Origin of the sequence: Burkholderia theae (assembly GCF_048565265.1) — a bacterium.
Lineage (GTDB): Bacteria > Pseudomonadota > Gammaproteobacteria > Burkholderiales > Burkholderiaceae > Burkholderia > Burkholderia theae.
Window position 1 is genome coordinate 1,658,820 of sequence record NZ_CP183461.1, and the last position, 16,422, is coordinate 1,675,241.

Genomic DNA, 16,422 nt, shown 5'->3' on the forward strand with positions numbered 1-16,422 from the left:
TTCTTTGATGAAATCCTGAAGTTCGCAGTTCTACGGATGACGCGGCATGTCGGACGGCTGCGAGCTGATGCGCGCACGCGCGTTGCTGGCAATGTCGCCGCGCAGGTCGCCGCGCGGCACGGTCTGCCGGCCCGACTGCGCAGCGGACGGCGGCTGGCGGACGGTATTCCGGTGATCCTGCTGGTGATGGGGCGGTTTCACGCGATCATCGGCGTGAACTGGAGCGGTCAGCGCCAGCGAAATGACAATGCCGAATGCGACGAGCAGTGACATTGTTTTCATGGCGGGGCTCCCTTCAAGCCGTCGACGCGGCCTGTTGATATATCGCTAAGGTAAGCGTGGGAGTGCAGGCTTGCTGTAAATAATGGTAAATAGATGTATCGCGGCACGACAACGGTAATCGACGGCAATGCAGGCGTCGCGAAAAGATCGCGTCGCGGAAAGAAACCGGGCGGCCGAAGCCGCCCGATCGAGCATTCGTTACGCCATCTTGACGGGCGCGCGCCAGGATTCCGGGTTGGTCCAGAAGGCGCCGCGCAGCCGGTCGCGGCTCGGCGGTGCGGGCGGCTTCGCGGCGCTTGCGCCGATGCGCCCGCGCAGCGAGATCTGCCGGCCGCTCGTGCCGAGTCGCTTCACGATTTCGGCGAGCGTGCCGTCCGCCTGCCATTCGTCGAAGCGACGGCGGCAGGTCGGCGGCGACGGATAGCGTCCCGGCAGCTTGGACCAGCCTTCGCCCGTCGACAGCACCCACAGCACGGCGTTTACCACCGAGCGGGCTTCCACGCGGGGACGGCCGCGTCGCTCACTCCGTGCGGGTTCCGAGCAAAACAGACCTTCGACCAGCGCCCACTCGTTATCTCTCAAATCGTCGAACAGCATCATGTCCTCACCTCAGCGAAGCTAACTCCGGTGCGCTGCCCTGCGCCGCGCACTCTTCAAGCACTCGATCGTCGAGTGCCGGGTGGGGGCGTCCGGTTGGCCGGCAGCGGCGTTTCTGCTCTTCCGTCCGACGAAACCTGCGCCCTGTGCGCCAGGTAATGCACGAAGCGTGCCATGTCGGAGGTGAATCCCTCGAGAGCCGCTTGGCAGCGAGCTAACGGCTAAGTCAGCTAGGGGCGTATAAGACGCCAAAATAACCCGCCAGCAAATCGGGACAATCACCAATCTTGTGCAGTTCGCCCGCACCACGTGCGTTTGCGTAGATATTGCACCGCAGCGAAACATGTGCGGCAGGTGCCGGATTCGTACATCGGCACCGGATTCACGCATTAAAATCGCGCATTGATATCGACGATTGATGAGGTCAGGAGATGAACGTCACGCTGCGCCAGCTTCGCGTATTCATCGAGGTAGCGCGGCTCAAGAGCTTCAGTCGCGCGGGCGACGAGATCGGGCTCACGCAGTCCGCGGTCAGCCGCTGCGTGCGTGAGCTCGAGGCCGAGCTCGGGCTGAAGCTGATCGACCGCACGACGCGCGACGTGCAATTGACCGACGTCGGCGCGAACCTGATCGCGAGCGTGTCGCGCCTGATCGACGATCTCGACGACACGCTGCGCGAGATTCGCGAGATCGGCGAGCAGCGCCGCGGGCGCGTGATCGTCGCGGCGAGCCCGACGATCGCATGCAGGCTGATGCCGCGCGTGGTTGCATCGTGCGAGCGCCAGTTCCCGTTCGTGACGCTGGGCCTGCGCGACGACGTGCAGAGCGATGTGTTGCGCAAGGTGAAGTCGAGCGAGGTCGATTTCGGCGTCGTGATCGGGCCGCTCACGGTTGCCGATCTCGTCTGCGAGCCGCTGATGACCGATTCGTTCTGCCTCGTCGCGCGTGCCGACCATCCGCTCGCGGCGCGTGCCGAGGTGCCGTGGACGGCGCTGGACGGCGAGCGCCTCGTGCTCCTCGATCATGCGTCGGGAAGCCGGCCGCTGATCGATGCCGCGCTGGCCGCCCATCACGTCAATGCGACGGTCATGCAGGAGCTCGGGCATTCGGCGACCGTGTTCGGGCTCGTCGAGGCCGGGGTGGGCGTGAGCGTGCAGCCGTGGCTGTCGCTGCCGCTGCCGGCCGGCTCGACACTCGTCGCGCGGCCGCTCACGCCGCGCACCGAGCGCACCGTCGAGCTGGTGCGCCGCCGCGACCGGTCATTGTCGCCCGCGGCGCAGGCGATCTGGGAGCTCGTGCGGCAGATGCCGGCGAGGGCGGAAGATCTCGACTGACGTGCCCCGGCGTGCGCCGGCCCGGCTCACAGGCCGGTACACTACGCGGATCGTGTTCCTGGGCGATGGTTCTCGATGACGCATCCTGCAGATTCCTTTCCGGTGACCGGCGAGCCGGCGGCACGTGCCGCGGTGCACGCGCTGCGTCCGTCGCTGATTCGCGAGGTGGCGAACGCCGGCTTCGGCGTGCCGGACATGCTGCCGTTCTGGTTCGGCGAATCCGATCGCGTGACGCCGGACTTCATCCGTGACGCCGCAGCGGCGGCGCTGCGCGACGGCGTGACCTTCTACACGCACAATCTCGGCACTGCGCCGCTGCGCGACGCGATCGCTGCCTATGTCAGCGCGCGGCATGGTGCGACGGCGGCCGACACGGTGGCCGTGACCAGTTCGGGCGTCAGCGCGCTGATGCTGGCCGCGCAGATGCTGGTCGGGCCGGGCGAACGTGTGGTCGCGGTGACGCCGCTCTGGCCCAATCTCGTCGAGATCCCGAAGATCCTCGGCGCGCAGGTCGAATGCGTGCCGCTCGACTACGGCGACGCGGGTTGGCAGCTCGATGTCGGGCGGCTGCTCGCGGCGCTGACGCCCGATACACGGATGCTGCTGATCAACTCGCCGAACAATCCGACCGGCTGGACGATGTCGCGCGACGATCAGCAGGCCGTGCTCGCCCATTGCCGCCGTCACGGTATCTGGCTGGTCGCCGACGAGGTGTACGAACGGCTCGCGTTTGGCGCGGGCGGCGCACCGTCGTTTCTCGATATCGCTACGCGCGACGAGCGGGTCGTTGTCGTGAATTCGTTCTCGAAGGCGTGGGCGATGACGGGCTGGCGGCTGGGCTGGCTGATTGCGCCGGCATCGGTGATGGGCGATCTGTCGAAGCTCGTCGAATACAACACGTCGTGTGCACCGGGTTTCGTGCAGGCCGCGGGCGAGGTCGCGCTGCGCGACGGCGAGGCGTTCGTGCAGTCGTTCGTCTCGGCGCTGCGCGATGCCCGCGATCACCTGGTCGCCGCGCTGCGGACGCTGCCGGGTGTCGAGGTACCGCCTCCGCCGGGCGCGATGTACGTGTTCCTGCGTCTGCCGGGCGCGGCCGACAGTCTCGCGTTCTGCAAGACGCTGGTGCGCGAAGCGGGGCTCGGTCTTGCGCCCGGGCGTGCATTCGGCCAGGAGGGGGAAGGCTTCGTGCGCTGGTGCTACGCGTGTGATCCGGCACGACTCGACGCGGGCGTCGAGCGGCTGCGCCGGTTCCTCACGCGCGGCGCGGCTGCCCGCTGAAGCAGGGCCGGAGCGGATGCGGCGCACTGGCGGTGGCCCGCTCGGTCTATCTTTACGCACCGGGCAATTTTGCGTAATATGGCGCTCAGTCACGCGGTTCCGTCGTTGAGCCGTGCTGTTCCGTCCGGTTTGGGCCTGGCCTGAAGTTGGTTCGCCGCCCCCGGTTCGTGCTCCCATCAATATGACCGATCAGAATCGGGCGAGCGCGTCTTCCGTTCATTTCGTCTGTTTGTTGATCCGGTTCGTTTGACCACAGGGTCTGGCCTAGCTGCATGAATACCCAAGAGGCGAAGATCGTCCTCGAGACTGCTTTGATCTGCGCGCAGGAACCGCTGAAGCTCGGCGATTTGCGCAAGCTCTTTGCCGACGGCGTGTCGGCTGACACGGTCCGCACGTTGCTCGAAGATCTGAAACAGGATTGGTCCGGCCGCGGGGTCGAACTGGTGGCGCTGGCGACCGGCTGGCGCTTTCAGAGCAAGCCGGCGATGCGTCACTATCTGGATCGCCTGCATCCCGAGAAGCCGCCGAAATATTCGCGCGCGGTGCTCGAAACGCTCGCGATCATCGCGTACCGGCAGCCTGTCACGCGCGGCGACATCGAAGAGATTCGCGGCGTGACGGTCAATACGCAGGTGGTCAAGCAGCTCGAGGATCGCGGCTGGATCGAGGTGATCGGTCATCGTGACGTGCCGGGACGCCCGGCGTTGTACGCGACGACCAAGCAGTTCCTCGACGATCTCGGCCTGAAGGCGCTCGACGACCTGCCCGCGCTCGAAGAGCCGGCCGCGAACATCGAGGCCGCGCTGCTTGCGCAGCAGGCAATCGACTTCGAGGGTGACGTGCCGGCTGCCGACGACGCAACGGACGACGTGCCGCAAGCGCAGGCGGAAGAGGTGTCCGCCGGCCGATCGGCCGAATTGCCGGGCGATGGCGTGACGGACGTCGCGACGACGCAGGAAATCCCGAGTCGCGATACGCTCGATGCTGATCGCGGGCAAACGGAACAAATGGAACAAGCGGAACAGGTTGGTGCCGAAGCAGCGCCGACCGGTGCGCAGCCCGAGCCGCTGCGCGCGGATTGGAGCGAGGAAGATCGCAAGCCGGCCGCCGAAACGGCTGCCGGAGACGGAGCGGAAGCGGCCGGCGACATGCCCGGCGAGGCTGTTCAGGCCGACGCGTCCCGTTCCCGTCCCGCGGACTGCGAGATGCTGGACGACACGTCCGACAGTCTCGCGGATGCCGTACGAAGCGCCAGTGCGCCCATCGGCGCCGACGCGCTGCCGGACGACGAAGCAGAACCCGAACAGCGTCGCGCCTGAACGCGGCCAACTTCTTGCCGCGCCCGCGCCGGGCGCGAGACCTGACATTTTGAGGTTGTTTTGACAGATATCCACGATATTGAATCGTCCGCGCCTGCCGTGCAGGCAGCGCGTGCCGACGATGCACCGGAGCAGGACGCTTCGGCCGCGGGTGGCGACGACCGTCCCCGCCGCGGTCTGCGGCGAGGCCCGCGCAGCCTGATCGCGCGCCGTCGCGCGGCGGCCAAGTCGAAGGGCGCCGAAGGCGAGTCGCAGGGCGTTGAGGGCGAGGACGCGCAGCCGGCAGAAGCCGCCGAAGCGCAGCCGGCGCGTGCGCCGCGCAAGGAAGGTGCAGCCAAGGGCGGTCGCAAGCCGGCCGCGGGCAAGCGCGAAGGCGCGGCCAAGGGCGGCCAGGGTCGACGCGGTGGTGCGCCGAAGGCTGAAGGTGGCCCGGTGAAGGCGGAAGGCGATGCGTCCCAGGACGAACTGTTCGCCTACGTGACGTCGCCGGCATTCGACGCGGACAATTCCGCGGGCGGCAGCGGCGTGCGTGCGCCGATGCTGCGTCGCGGCCGCAGCCAGCCGGCCAACAAGCGCGTGCTGTCGCCGGACGACGACGCGCCGAAGCTTCACAAGGTGCTGGCGGAAGCGGGCATGGGCTCGCGCCGCGAAATGGAAGAACTGATCGTCGCCGGCCGCGTATCGGTGAACGGCGAGCCCGCGCACATCGGTCAGCGCATCATGCCGACCGACCAGGTGCGGATCAACGGCAAGCCGGTCAAGCGCAAGCTGCCGAACAAGCCGCCGCGCGTGCTGCTGTATCACAAGCCCACGGGCGAGATCGTCAGCCATGCGGATCCGGAAGGCCGTCCGTCGGTGTTTGACCGTCTGCCGCCGATGAAGACGGCGAAATGGCTGGCGGTGGGCCGCCTCGACTTCAATACCGAAGGTCTGCTGATGCTGACGACTTCGGGTGACCTCGCGAACCGCTTCATGCATCCGCGCTACAGCGTGGAGCGCGAGTACGCGGTGCGGGTTGTCGGCGAGCTCACTGAAGGCAACCGGCAAAAGCTGCTGCACGGCGTCGAGCTGGATGACGGTCCGGCCAACTTCCTGCGTATCCGCGACGGCGGTGGCGAAGGTACGAATCACTGGTATCACGTCGCGCTGGCCGAAGGCCGCAACCGCGAAGTGCGCCGGATGTTCGAGGCGGCCGGCCTGATGGTGAGCCGGCTGATCCGTACGCGTCACGGCCCGATCCCGCTGCCGCGCGGCCTGAAGCGCGGCCGCTGGGAGGAGCTCGACGATGCGCAGGTGCGCAAGCTGATGGCGACCGTCGGCCTGAAGGCGCCGTCCGAGGAGAAGGGCAAGCGCGGCGGTGCCGGTCCGGCCGAGCGTCGCCAGCCGGATCCGATGGAGACGTCGATGGGGTTCATCAGCCGTGAGCCGGTGTTGACGACGCACGGCCAGCTCGACCAGCCGCGTCGTGGCGGCGGTCGGCGCGGCGGGCCGGGCCTGCCGGGCCTGAGCGGCTACGGCAGCCTGCCGGTTGCGCCGTCGGGCTATGGCAACCGTGCTGGCGGCGCCCGCGATGGCAACCGCTCGGGCGGCGGCGGCCGAGATGGGAACCGCGCTGGCGGCGGCCGTGATGTCGATGGCAACCGCGCGTCATACGGCGCAGGCCCCAAGCGCGAGAGCGCGGGCCCCAAGCGCGGTGGTCCCAAGGGCGGCAATCGCAATCCGAACGGCAATCGCCCCGAAGGCGGCGGCAACAGCGGCGGCCCGCGTGGCGGCCAGCGTCCGCAACGCACCCGCACGCGCAGCCGCTGAGCGTTCGGGCACGCGGCGGCGCAAGGCCGCCGGCGTGCCGGCACGATCGGCATCCGTCCGGTTTTGTCGGCACGACGCATTGCGTTGATTGCTTTCGACTGTATATATGCCGCGTGCTGCTGGATGGCCGCCGGCATGGCCGATTTCCGGCGCGGCAGGATGGCGCCGGTCGATCGGGCAGTCCGATTTCGCATTTTCGGTCCGTAAAGGCAGGCGACGCGCTGCTTTTACCGGCTGGCTTGGCGTTTGCGCCAAAAATCGCTATAATCGCGGAGTCGCTGGGCGTACGGATTCAATGTGCGGCTCAGGTGCGACCACCAGTAAGAAGATGGGCGTTCCGCCCATTTTTTTTTGCTGAAACGGTTAGGCATCTCGGGTAGCGCTTCCTGCGCCGGCTAAGGCGCGCGCCCGCGGGTGTAATCGCGAGCGGCGGGCGCGAACACCTGAGAGGACACTGTGCAACTGACGGAACTGATAGAAACCACGGTCACCGGGCTCGGCTACGAGCTGGTGGATCTCGAGCGCACCGGGCGCGGCATGCTTTGCATCTATATCGATCAGCTTGCCGGCATCTCGCTCGAAGATTGCGAAAAGGTCACGCGTCAGCTCCAGCACGTCTTGACGGTCGAAAACATCGATTACGAACGGCTCGAAGTCTCGTCCCCGGGACTCGACCGCCCGTTGAAGAAGCTGGCCGACTTCGAGCGCTTCGCTGGCAGCGAAGTTTCCGTGACCTTGAAAAAGCCGCTGGACGGGCGCAAGACGTACCGGGGCATTCTGCACGCGCCGAATGGCGAAACGATCGGTTTGGAATTTGAAGGGAAGAAGGGCGAGGCGGCCATGCTGGATTTCACGCTGGCCGATATCGATAAAGCCCGCCTGATTCCGCAAGTTGACTTTAGGAGCCGCAAATAATGAGTCGCGAAGTGTTGATGCTGGTGGATGCGCTGGCGCGCGAGAAAAACGTCGAAAAGGATGTGGTGCTGGGCGCCCTCGAGGCTGCGCTCGCGTCCGCGTCCAAGAAGCTGTTCGACGAAGGCGCCGAAATCCGCGTCCATATCGATCGCGAAAGCGGCGAGCACGAAACCTTCCGTCGCTGGCTCGTCGTGCCCGACGAGGCAGGCTTGCAGGAGCCGGATCGCGAGATCCTGCTGTTCGAAGCACGTGAGCAGAAGCCCGACGTCGAAGTCGGCGAATATGTCGAGGAACCCGTGCCGTCGATCGAGTTCGGCCGCATCGGCGCGCAGGCCGCGAAGCAGGTGATCCTGCAGAAGGTGCGCGACGCCGAGCGCGAGCAGATCCTGAACGACTACCTCGAGCGCGGCGAAAAGATCATGACGGGTACGGTGAAGCGCCTCGACAAGGGCAACTTCATCGTCGAATCGGGCCGTGTCGAGGCGCTGCTGCGTCGCGATCAGCTGATCCCGAAGGAAAACCTGCGCGTGGGCGACCGCGTGCGTGCGTACATCGCGAAGGTCGACCGTACCGCGCGCGGCCCGCAGATCGAGCTGTCGCGTACGGCGCCCGAGTTCCTGATGAAGCTGTTCGAGATGGAAGTGCCGGAAATCGAGCAGGGCCTGCTCGAAATCAAGGCGGCGGCCCGTGACCCGGGCGTGCGCGCGAAGATCGGCGTCATCGCATACGACAAGCGGATCGATCCGATCGGCACCTGCGTCGGCATCCGCGGTTCCCGCGTGCAGGCCGTGCGCAACGAGCTCGGTGGCGAAAACATCGACATCGTGCTATGGTCGGAGGATCCCGCCCAGTTCGTGATCGGCGCGCTCGCGCCGGCAGCCGTCCAGTCGATCGTCGTCGATGAAGAAAAGCACTCGATGGACGTGGTCGTCGACGAGAACGAGCTGGCTGTCGCGATTGGCCGCAGCGGTCAGAACGTTCGCCTTGCCGGCGAACTGACCGGCTGGCAGATCAACATCATGACGCCGGACGAATCCGCCCTGAAGCAGGGTGAAGAGCGCGACCGGCTGCGTGCGCTGTTCATGGCGCGTCTCGACGTCGACGAAGAAGTTGCCGACATCCTGATCGACGAAGGCTTCACGAGCCTCGAAGAAATCGCTTACGTGCCGCTCAACGAAATGCTCGAAATCGAAGCGTTCGACGAGGACACCGTGCATGAACTGCGCAACCGCGCACGCGACGCGCTGTTGACGATGGCCATCGCGAACGAAGAAAAGGTCGAGAACGCAGCGCTGGATCTCAAGAGCCTCGACGGCATCACGCCGGAGTTGCTTGCGAAGCTGGCCGAACACGGCATGCAGACGCGAGACGATCTCGCCGAGCTGGCTGTGGATGAACTGGTCGACATGACCGGGATGGAAGAGGATGCCGCTAAGGCGTTGATCATGAAAGCACGTGAACATTGGTTCCAGTGAGAAATGACCATGGCGCACTGATTTGATGGCGGCCGTATGGCCTGACCCGATGCTAACAGCAAGGAATCGGTCCTTGCACTAAGAGGAATGAATGGCGAGTAACAACGTAGCCCAATTTGCCGCGGAACTGAAAATGCCTGCTGGTGTGCTGCTCGAACAGCTGCAGGCAGCGGGCGTCCAGAAAGCGAGTGAAGACGATGTGCTGTCCGAGACGGACAAGGCGCGTCTGCTCGATCATTTGCGCAAGTCGCATGGCGCAACCGACGGCGATAAGCGCAAGATCACGCTGACCCGCAAGCATACGTCGGAGATCAAGCAATCTGACGCGACGGGCAAGGCTCGCACCATTCAGGTCGAGGTCCGCAAGAAGCGTACGTTCGTCAAGCGCGACGACGTGAGCGAGGGTGCGGAACAGGGTCAGGCGCAGGTCGCCGAAGCGGACGACGATGCGGAACTGAAGCGTCGCGAGGAAGAAGCGCGCCGCGAGGCCGAACTGCTCGAGAAGCAGGCGCAGGAGTTGCGCGAACGCCAGGAACGTCTGGAGCGCGAGGAAGCCGAGCGCCGCGCCCGCGAGGAAGCGGCCGAAGCCGAGCGCCGTCGCGCCGAGGAAGAAGCTGCGGCGAAGCGTGCCGCGGCCGAAGCCGCTGCGGCACAGCAGCAGGCGGCAGCGCAGCAGCAGGCCGCCGCGGCCGAGCAGGAAGCACCGGGTGCGCAGTCCGCGCAGGACGAAGCGCGCGTGGCCGCCGAAGCGCGTGCGGCTGCCGAACGTGCGGCGCAGCGCGAAGCGGCGAAGAAGGCCGAGGATGCTGCCCGTGAGGCGGCGGACAAGGCGCGCGCCGAGCAGGAAGAGATCAGCAAGCGCCGTGCGGCCGCCGAGGCCGAAGCGCGTGCGATCCGTGAAATGATGAACACGCCGCGCAAGGCCGTGGTCAAGGCAGTCGAGCCGCCGAAGCCGGTCGAGCCGCCGAAGCCGGCCGAAGCGAAGGGCACGCTGCACAAGCCGGCGAAGCCGGAAGGTGCGCAGGCGCGTCCGGCGGTGAAGAAGCCGGCCGGCGCAGCACCGGCAACGACGCAGGCACCGGCAGGCGCGGGCGATCGCAACAAGAAGCCGGGCGCTGGCAAGGGCGGCTGGCAGGACGACGCGGCGAAGCGTCGCGGCATCAAGACGCGCGGCGATTCGAGCGGCGGCGTCGACCGCGGCTGGCGCGGCGGCCCGAAGGGTCGCGGTCGTCACCAGGACAGCGCATCGTCGTTCCAGGCGCCGACCGAACCGATCGTCCGTGAAGTGCACGTGCCGGAAACCGTTTCGGTTGCCGATCTCGCGCACAAGATGTCGATCAAGGCCTCGGAAGTCATCAAGGTGATGATGAAGATGGGCCAGATGGTCACGATCAACCAGGTGCTGGACCAGGAAACGGCGATGATCGTCGTCGAGGAACTGGGTCACCGCGCGGTTGCCGCGAAGCTGGACGATCCGGAAGCGCTGCTCGTCGAAGGCGAAGCGACCACCGATGCGGAGCAACTGCCGCGTCCGCCGGTCGTCACGGTGATGGGTCACGTCGACCACGGCAAGACCTCGCTGCTCGACCACATTCGCCGCGCGAAGGTTGCGGCGGGCGAAGCGGGCGGCATTACGCAGCACATCGGCGCTTATCACGTCGACACGCCGCGCGGCGTCATCACGTTCCTCGATACGCCGGGCCACGAAGCGTTCACGGCAATGCGTGCACGCGGCGCGAAGGCGACCGACATCGTCGTGCTGGTGGTGGCGGCCGACGACGGCGTGATGCCGCAGACGAAGGAAGCAATTGCCCACGCGAAGGCGGGTGGCGTGCCGATCGTCGTCGCGATCAACAAGATCGACAAGCCGGAAGCGAATCCGGATCGCGTGAAGCAGGAACTGGTCACGGAAGGCGTCGTGCCGGAAGAATACGGCGGCGATTCGCCGTTCGTGCCGGTGTCGGCGAAGACGGGTGCGGGCATCGACGATCTGCTCGAGAACGTGCTGCTGCAGGCCGAAGTGCTGGAGCTGAAGGCACCGGTCGAAGCACCGGCCAAGGGTATCGTGATCGAAGCGAAGCTCGACAAGGGTAAAGGCCCGGTCGCGACGATCCTCGTGCAGTCCGGTACGCTGAATCGTGGCGACATCGTGCTCGCGGGCTCGGCCTACGGCCGCGTGCGTGCGATGCTCGACGAGAACGGCAAGCCGACGAAGGAAGCCGGCCCGTCGATCCCGGTCGAAATCCAGGGTCTGTCGGAAGTGCCGGGGGCGGGCGAGGAAGTGATCGTGCTGCCGGACGAGCGCAAGGCGCGTGAAATCGCACTGTTCCGTCAGGGCAAGTTCCGTGACGTGAAGCTCGCGAAGCAGCAGGCCGCGAAGCTGGAAAGCATGCTCGAGCAGATGGGCGAAGGCGAAGTGCAGAACCTGCCGCTTATCGTCAAGGCCGACGTGCAGGGTTCGCAGGAAGCACTCGTGCAGTCGCTGCTCAAGCTGTCGACCGACGAAGTGCGCGTGCAGATCGTGCACGGCGCGGTGGGTGGCATCAGCGAAAACGACGTCAACCTTGCAACGGCATCGAAGGCAGTCATCATCGGCTTCAACACGCGTGCAGATGCGCAGGCGCGCAAGCTCGCGGAAGCCAATGGCGTCGATATCCGCTACTACAACATCATCTATGACGCAGTGGATGAGGTGAAGGCGGCGATGTCGGGCATGCTGGCACCGGAGAAGCGCGAAATCATCACCGGTACGGTCGAGGTGCGCCAGGTGTTCAAGGTGCCGAAGATCGGCGCGGTCGCAGGCTGTATGGTCACGGACGGTATCGTCAAGCGCTCGTCGTCGGTTCGCGTGCTGCGCAACAACGTCGTGATCTTCACGGGCGAACTCGAATCGCTGAAGCGCTTCAAGGACGACGTGAAGGAAGTCAAGCAAGGCTTCGAGTGCGGCATGTCGGTGAAGAACTTCAACGACATCGTGGAAGGCGACCAGTTCGAAGTCTTCGAAGTGACCGAAGTCGCGCGTACGCTGTAATCGTCGCGTATCGGCTCATGGGCGGGGCAGGCTTGGGCTTGTCCCGCCCATTTTTCATGGCGGCCCGCCAAAAGGCGGCCGTATTATCCTGATAAACGAATCAGGGATCGATCATGTCCAGGAAACGTACTTCCCCCAATCGCAACGTTCAGATCGCCGATCAGATTCAGCGCGATCTGTCCGAACTCATCATGCGCGAGGTCAAAGACCCGCGCATTGGCATCGTCACCATCCAGAGCGTGGAACTCACGCCGGACTACGCGCACGCGAAGATCTACTTCACGGCGCTGACCGGCGATCCGGCCAAGACGCAGGAAGCGCTGAACCACGCATCGGGTCACTTGCACAACCTGCTGTTCAAGCGCCTGCACATCCATACGGTGCCGACGCTGCATTTCCACTACGACCAGACGATCGAGAAGGCCGTGGAAATGTCGCGCCTGATCAAGGAAGCGAACTCGACGCGCGCGAAGGACGACGACGAGGCCGACGCACCCACCAAGGACGATTGAGCGCGACCGGCCTATGACGACTGCAGCACCCCAACGTCCGCGCGTCCCCCGGCGCGCGCTGGATGGCGTCCTCCTGCTCGACAAGCCGGTCGGCCTGTCGAGCAACGATGCGCTGATTCGCGCGAAGCGTCTGCTGCTCGCGAAGAAAGCCGGTCATACCGGCACGCTCGATCCGCTGGCTTCGGGCCTGTTGCCGCTGTGCTTCGGCGAGGCGACGAAGTTCTCTCAGGACTTGCTCGACGCCGACAAGACCTACGAAGCGACGATGCGTCTCGGCTTGCGCACGACCACCGGCGATGCGGAAGGTGAAGTGATCGACACGCGGCCCGTCGAATGCGACCGCGCGGCGGTGGAAGCGGCGCTCGTGCGCTTTACCGGCGGAATCGTGCAGGTGCCGCCGATGTATTCGGCGCTCAAGCGCGATGGCAAGCCGCTGTACGAATATGCGCGCGCGGGCCAGACCGTCGAGCGCGAAGGGCGCAACGTGACGATCCATGCGCTCGACCTGCTCGCCTGCGAGCTGCCCGACGTGACGTTTCGCGTGACCTGCAGCAAGGGCACCTATGTGCGCACGCTGGCGGAGGATATCGGCGAGGCGCTGGGTTGCGGTGCGCATCTGACGATGCTGCGTCGCACGGGTGTCGGTGCGCTGACGCTCGAGCATGCGGTGACGCTCGATGCGCTGTCGGACGCCGACGAATCGGCGCGCGATGCATGGCTCCAGCCGGTCGATGCATTGCTGTCCACGTTTCCGTCGGTTCGGCTCGACGACGCGGGTGCGAAACGGTTCCTGCACGGCCAGCGTTTGCCGCTGTCGGAACTTGCGCAGATCGATGCGGCCGAGGGCGAGCGCGTGCGCGTCTACGACGCAACGCGGCTGCTCGGCGTGGCGCGCAAGGCGAACGGTGTGCTCGCACCGGAACGGCTCGTCGTGACGGCTGCATGACCAGGCGGCGCGAGCGCGCCGTCGGAGCAAAAAAAAGCCCGGTCGATTTCGACCGGGCTTTTTTGTTTGGTGCGCGGTGACGCTCAGTGCGCCGCCGATGCCGCTGCGCCGGCATCGCCGCCGCCCGCGCGTTCGGGCTTCGTGATCCAGATCAGCGCAATCAGCAGCACGAAGATCGCCGCCGAGATGTAGAACAGGTCGTTCACGCCGAGCTGCGCGGCCTGCTGCGTGGCCAGGTTGTTGATGAGGCCGTGCGCCTGGTCTTGCGTCAGCCCGAGACTGCCCATTTGCGTGACGGCCTGGTTGAACGTCGGGTTGTACACGTTGGCCTGCTCGACCAGCTGTGCGTGGTGGAAGTTGTTGCGATGATCCCACGCAGTCTGGAAGATCGACGTGCCGATACCGCCGCACATGATCCGCACGAAGTTCGACAGACCGGACGCCGCCGGGATGCGATGACCGGGGAGGCCGGACAGCGTGATCGACACGAGCGGAATGAAGAAGCCGGCCATCGCGACACCCTGCACGAGCGTCGGCAGCGTGAGCGACCACTCGTCGACGCCCGTCGTGTACCCCGATCGCATCCAGAAGCACAGCGCGAATATCAGAAACGCGGCGGTCGCGATGTAGCGCGGGTCGGTGCGCGGCAGGAACTTGCCGGTCAGCGGCGACAGCAGGATCGCGAACAGCCCGACCGGCGCCATCACGAGACCGGCGTCGGTTGCCGTGTAGCCGATCTGGGTCTGCAGCCACAGCGGCAGCAGCACGAGGTTGCCGAAGTAGAGCCCGTAACCGACCGCCAGCGCGATCGTGCCGCCCGTGAAGTTGCGCCGGCGGAACAGCGACAGGTCGACGACGGGGTGCTCGGCGGTCAGTTCCCAGATCACGAAGAACGCGAACGAGATGATCGCGATCAGCGCGAGCGCGACGATCGTCGTCGACGCGAACCAGTCCAGATCCTTGCCCTTGTCGAGCATGACCTGCAGCGAGCCGACCCACAGCACGAGCAGCGCAAGGCCGACGCCGTCGATCGGCGCGCGGCGCACCGTCGATTCGCGCGTGCGATAGATCGACCACGTGGCGAGCGCGGCGGCGATGCCGACGGGGATATTCACGTAGAAGATCCACGGCCACGAGTAGTTGTCCGAGATCCAGCCGCCGAGGATCGGGCCCGCGACCGGCGCGATCAGTGTCGTCATCGACCACAGCGCGAGCGCCATCGGCGCTTTCGCGCGTGGGTAACTCGACAGCAGCAGCGATTGCGACAGCGGAATCATCGGCCCCGCGACCGCACCCTGGAGGACGCGCGACGCGAGCAGGAACGGCAGGCTCGGTGCGAGCCCGCACATCCACGACGAGATGACGAACAGGATGATCGACGCGAGGAACAGGCGAACCTGTCCGAAGCGGTCGGTCAGCCAGCCCGTCAGCGGCACGGAGATCGCGTTCGCGACCGCGAACGACGTGATGACCCACGTGCCCTGGTCGGACGACACGCCGAGGTCGCCCGAGATGGTCGGGATCGCGACGTTCGCGATGGACGTGTCGAGCACGTTCATGAACACCGCGAGCGATACCGCGATCGTCCCGATCACGAGTTTCCCGCCCTGCAAGGGCGGGTGGGAGACAGGAGCCTGTGCCATGTGTCGGTAGTTTTTCCGGAGTCGGAGCGGTTACATCATCTTCGCGGCGCTGTTCGACTTCGCCGCGGCCGGGGCCGCTGCGTTGCCGCCCGCGTTCTCGGCGATGATGCGCGCGATTTCGGCGTCGGCTTGGTCGCCGTACTTCGCGAACACGTTGGTCTCGTAGACGGTGTTCGGCGCGTTGACGAGCTGGTCGCCGCGTTCGTCCTTGATGTCCACGTCGACCTGCATCGACAGGCCGATGCGCAGCGGATGCTTGTCGAGATCCTTCGGGTCGAGCTCGATACGCACCGGCAGGCGCTGCACCACCTTGATCCAGTTGCCGGTCGCATTCTGCGCCGGCAGCAGCGAGAACGCCGAGCCGGTGCCGGCCGAGAAGCCGACGACCTTGCCGTGGTAGGGGACCGACGAGCCGTAGATGTCGGCCGTCAGTTCGACCGGCTGGCCGATGCGCATGTGCTTGAGCTGGACTTCCTTGAAGTTCGCGTCGACCCACACGGCATTCAGCGGCACCACCGACATCAGCGGCGTGCCCGGGGACACGCGCTGGCCGACCTGCACCGAGCGCTTCGCGACATAGCCGGTGACCGGCGCGGGCAGCACGTTACGCGCGTTCGCGAGGTAGGCGTCGCGAACCTTCGACGCCGCGGCGAGCACGTTCGGGTGCGATGCGACCGTCGTGTTCGCGGTCAGCGCGCGGTTCGATGCGAGCTGCTGCTGCGCGGCGTCGAGCGACGCCTGCGCGGCCTTCACGGCGTCACGCGCATGCGAGATTTCTTCCTGCGACACCGCGCCCGTCTGTGCAACGGCCATGCGGCGGCGCAGATCGTCGTCGGCCTTCGACAGGTCGGACTGGCGCAGCGCAACCTGCGCGCGGTACTGGTCGTCGTTGACGAACAGGCCGCGCACCTGGCGCACCGTCTGCGCGAGGTTGGCTTCCGCCTGCTGCAGCGCGACCTGCGAATCGGCCGGGTCGAGCACGACCAGCGGATCGCCGGCCTTGACGGTCTGCGTATCGTCGGCCTTCACGGCGATCACGGTGCCGGTGACCTGCGGCGTGATCTGCACGACGTTGCCGTTCACGTAGGCATCGTCGGTCCCTTCATGGAAGCGGGCGACGAGGAAGTAGTACAGGCCGTACGCGATGGCCGCGATCACGATGACCGCGACGAGCAGCGTCATCATCCGTTTGCGCTTCCCGTTGTTCTGCGACTGTGCGCTGGCAGCGTTTTGTTGAGGGTCGCTCATGGCGATTTTCTCCGTCCGTTATTTCGAGTGTCT

At 66.0% G+C, this 16,422-nt stretch carries 12 protein-coding genes and 1 pseudogene; 9 read left to right on the forward strand and 4 right to left on the reverse strand.

The features are described from left to right. Positions 1-30: 30 nt before the first annotated feature. Both ACN22W_RS07695 and ACN22W_RS07700 read right to left on the reverse strand, forming a co-directional pair. Positions 31-282 carry a hypothetical protein gene (locus ACN22W_RS07695; protein ID WP_419687132.1) on the reverse strand — a complete coding sequence of 84 codons (252 nt, stop codon included), beginning with the start codon at positions 280-282 and terminating at the stop codon, positions 31-33. 201 nt (positions 283-483) lie between these two features. Further along, positions 484-879 (reverse strand): annotated as a pseudogene (locus ACN22W_RS07700) (transposase); the annotation flags it as partial. Positions 880-1,310: 431 nt separating this feature from the next. Here ACN22W_RS07700 and ACN22W_RS07705 point away from each other — a divergent pair. The 9 genes from ACN22W_RS07705 (at position 1,311) to truB (ending at position 13,498) form a co-directional block, all read left to right on the forward strand. Further along, positions 1,311-2,213 carry a LysR family transcriptional regulator gene (locus tag ACN22W_RS07705; protein ID WP_047900515.1) on the forward strand — a complete coding sequence of 301 codons (903 nt, stop codon included), beginning with the start codon at positions 1,311-1,313 and terminating at the stop codon, positions 2,211-2,213. Between the two features lie 75 nt (positions 2,214-2,288). Beyond that, positions 2,289-3,491, forward strand: coding sequence for a pyridoxal phosphate-dependent aminotransferase (locus ACN22W_RS07710; protein ID WP_419687134.1), 1,203 nt, complete (start codon positions 2,289-2,291; stop codon positions 3,489-3,491). A 272-nt stretch (positions 3,492-3,763) separates the two neighbouring features. Further along, positions 3,764-4,810 carry an SMC-Scp complex subunit ScpB gene (gene scpB, locus ACN22W_RS07715; protein ID WP_419687136.1) on the forward strand — a complete coding sequence of 349 codons (1,047 nt, stop codon included), beginning with the start codon at positions 3,764-3,766 and terminating at the stop codon, positions 4,808-4,810. A 60-nt stretch (positions 4,811-4,870) separates the two neighbouring features. Next, positions 4,871-6,619 carry a 23S rRNA pseudouridine(2605) synthase RluB gene (gene rluB, locus ACN22W_RS07720; protein WP_419687138.1) on the forward strand — a complete coding sequence of 583 codons (1,749 nt, stop codon included), beginning with the start codon at positions 4,871-4,873 and terminating at the stop codon, positions 6,617-6,619. 456 nt (positions 6,620-7,075) lie between these two features. Beyond that, positions 7,076-7,534, forward strand: a complete 459-nt coding sequence (rimP, locus tag ACN22W_RS07725; RefSeq protein WP_006752291.1) for a ribosome maturation factor RimP — start codon at positions 7,076-7,078, stop codon at positions 7,532-7,534. After that, a complete protein-coding gene (nusA, locus tag ACN22W_RS07730; RefSeq protein ID WP_048244039.1) occupies positions 7,534-9,009 on the forward strand; it encodes a transcription termination factor NusA in 1,476 nt (491 codons plus the stop codon). The genes rimP and nusA overlap by 1 nt, the downstream gene beginning before the upstream one ends. Before the next feature lie 91 nt (positions 9,010-9,100). Then, complete coding sequence (gene infB / locus ACN22W_RS07735; RefSeq protein WP_129514397.1) at positions 9,101-12,040, forward strand: translation initiation factor IF-2; 2,940 nt, start codon at positions 9,101-9,103, stop codon at positions 12,038-12,040. Between the two features lie 113 nt (positions 12,041-12,153). Continuing rightward, positions 12,154-12,552 (forward strand): 30S ribosome-binding factor RbfA, encoded by a 399-nt coding sequence (gene rbfA / locus ACN22W_RS07740; RefSeq protein WP_048244035.1) that lies wholly within the window; start codon positions 12,154-12,156, stop codon positions 12,550-12,552. A gap of 13 nt (positions 12,553-12,565) precedes the next feature. Further along, entirely contained in the window at positions 12,566-13,498 is a 933-nt protein-coding gene (truB, locus tag ACN22W_RS07745; protein ID WP_129514399.1) for a tRNA pseudouridine(55) synthase TruB, read from the forward strand. 83 nt (positions 13,499-13,581) lie between these two features. Here truB and ACN22W_RS07750 read toward each other — a convergent pair whose 3' ends face one another. Together ACN22W_RS07750 and ACN22W_RS07755 are read right to left on the reverse strand one after the other, a co-directional pair. Further along, positions 13,582-15,141 (reverse strand): DHA2 family efflux MFS transporter permease subunit, encoded by a 1,560-nt coding sequence (locus ACN22W_RS07750; protein ID WP_129514400.1) that lies wholly within the window; start codon positions 15,139-15,141, stop codon positions 13,582-13,584. A gap of 30 nt (positions 15,142-15,171) precedes the next feature. Next, the gene (locus ACN22W_RS07755) at positions 15,172-16,389 is read right to left on the reverse strand and encodes an HlyD family secretion protein (RefSeq protein ID WP_419687140.1); all 1,218 of its coding nucleotides are present in this window, start codon (positions 16,387-16,389) and stop codon (positions 15,172-15,174) included. Positions 16,390-16,422 lie beyond the last annotated feature (33 nt).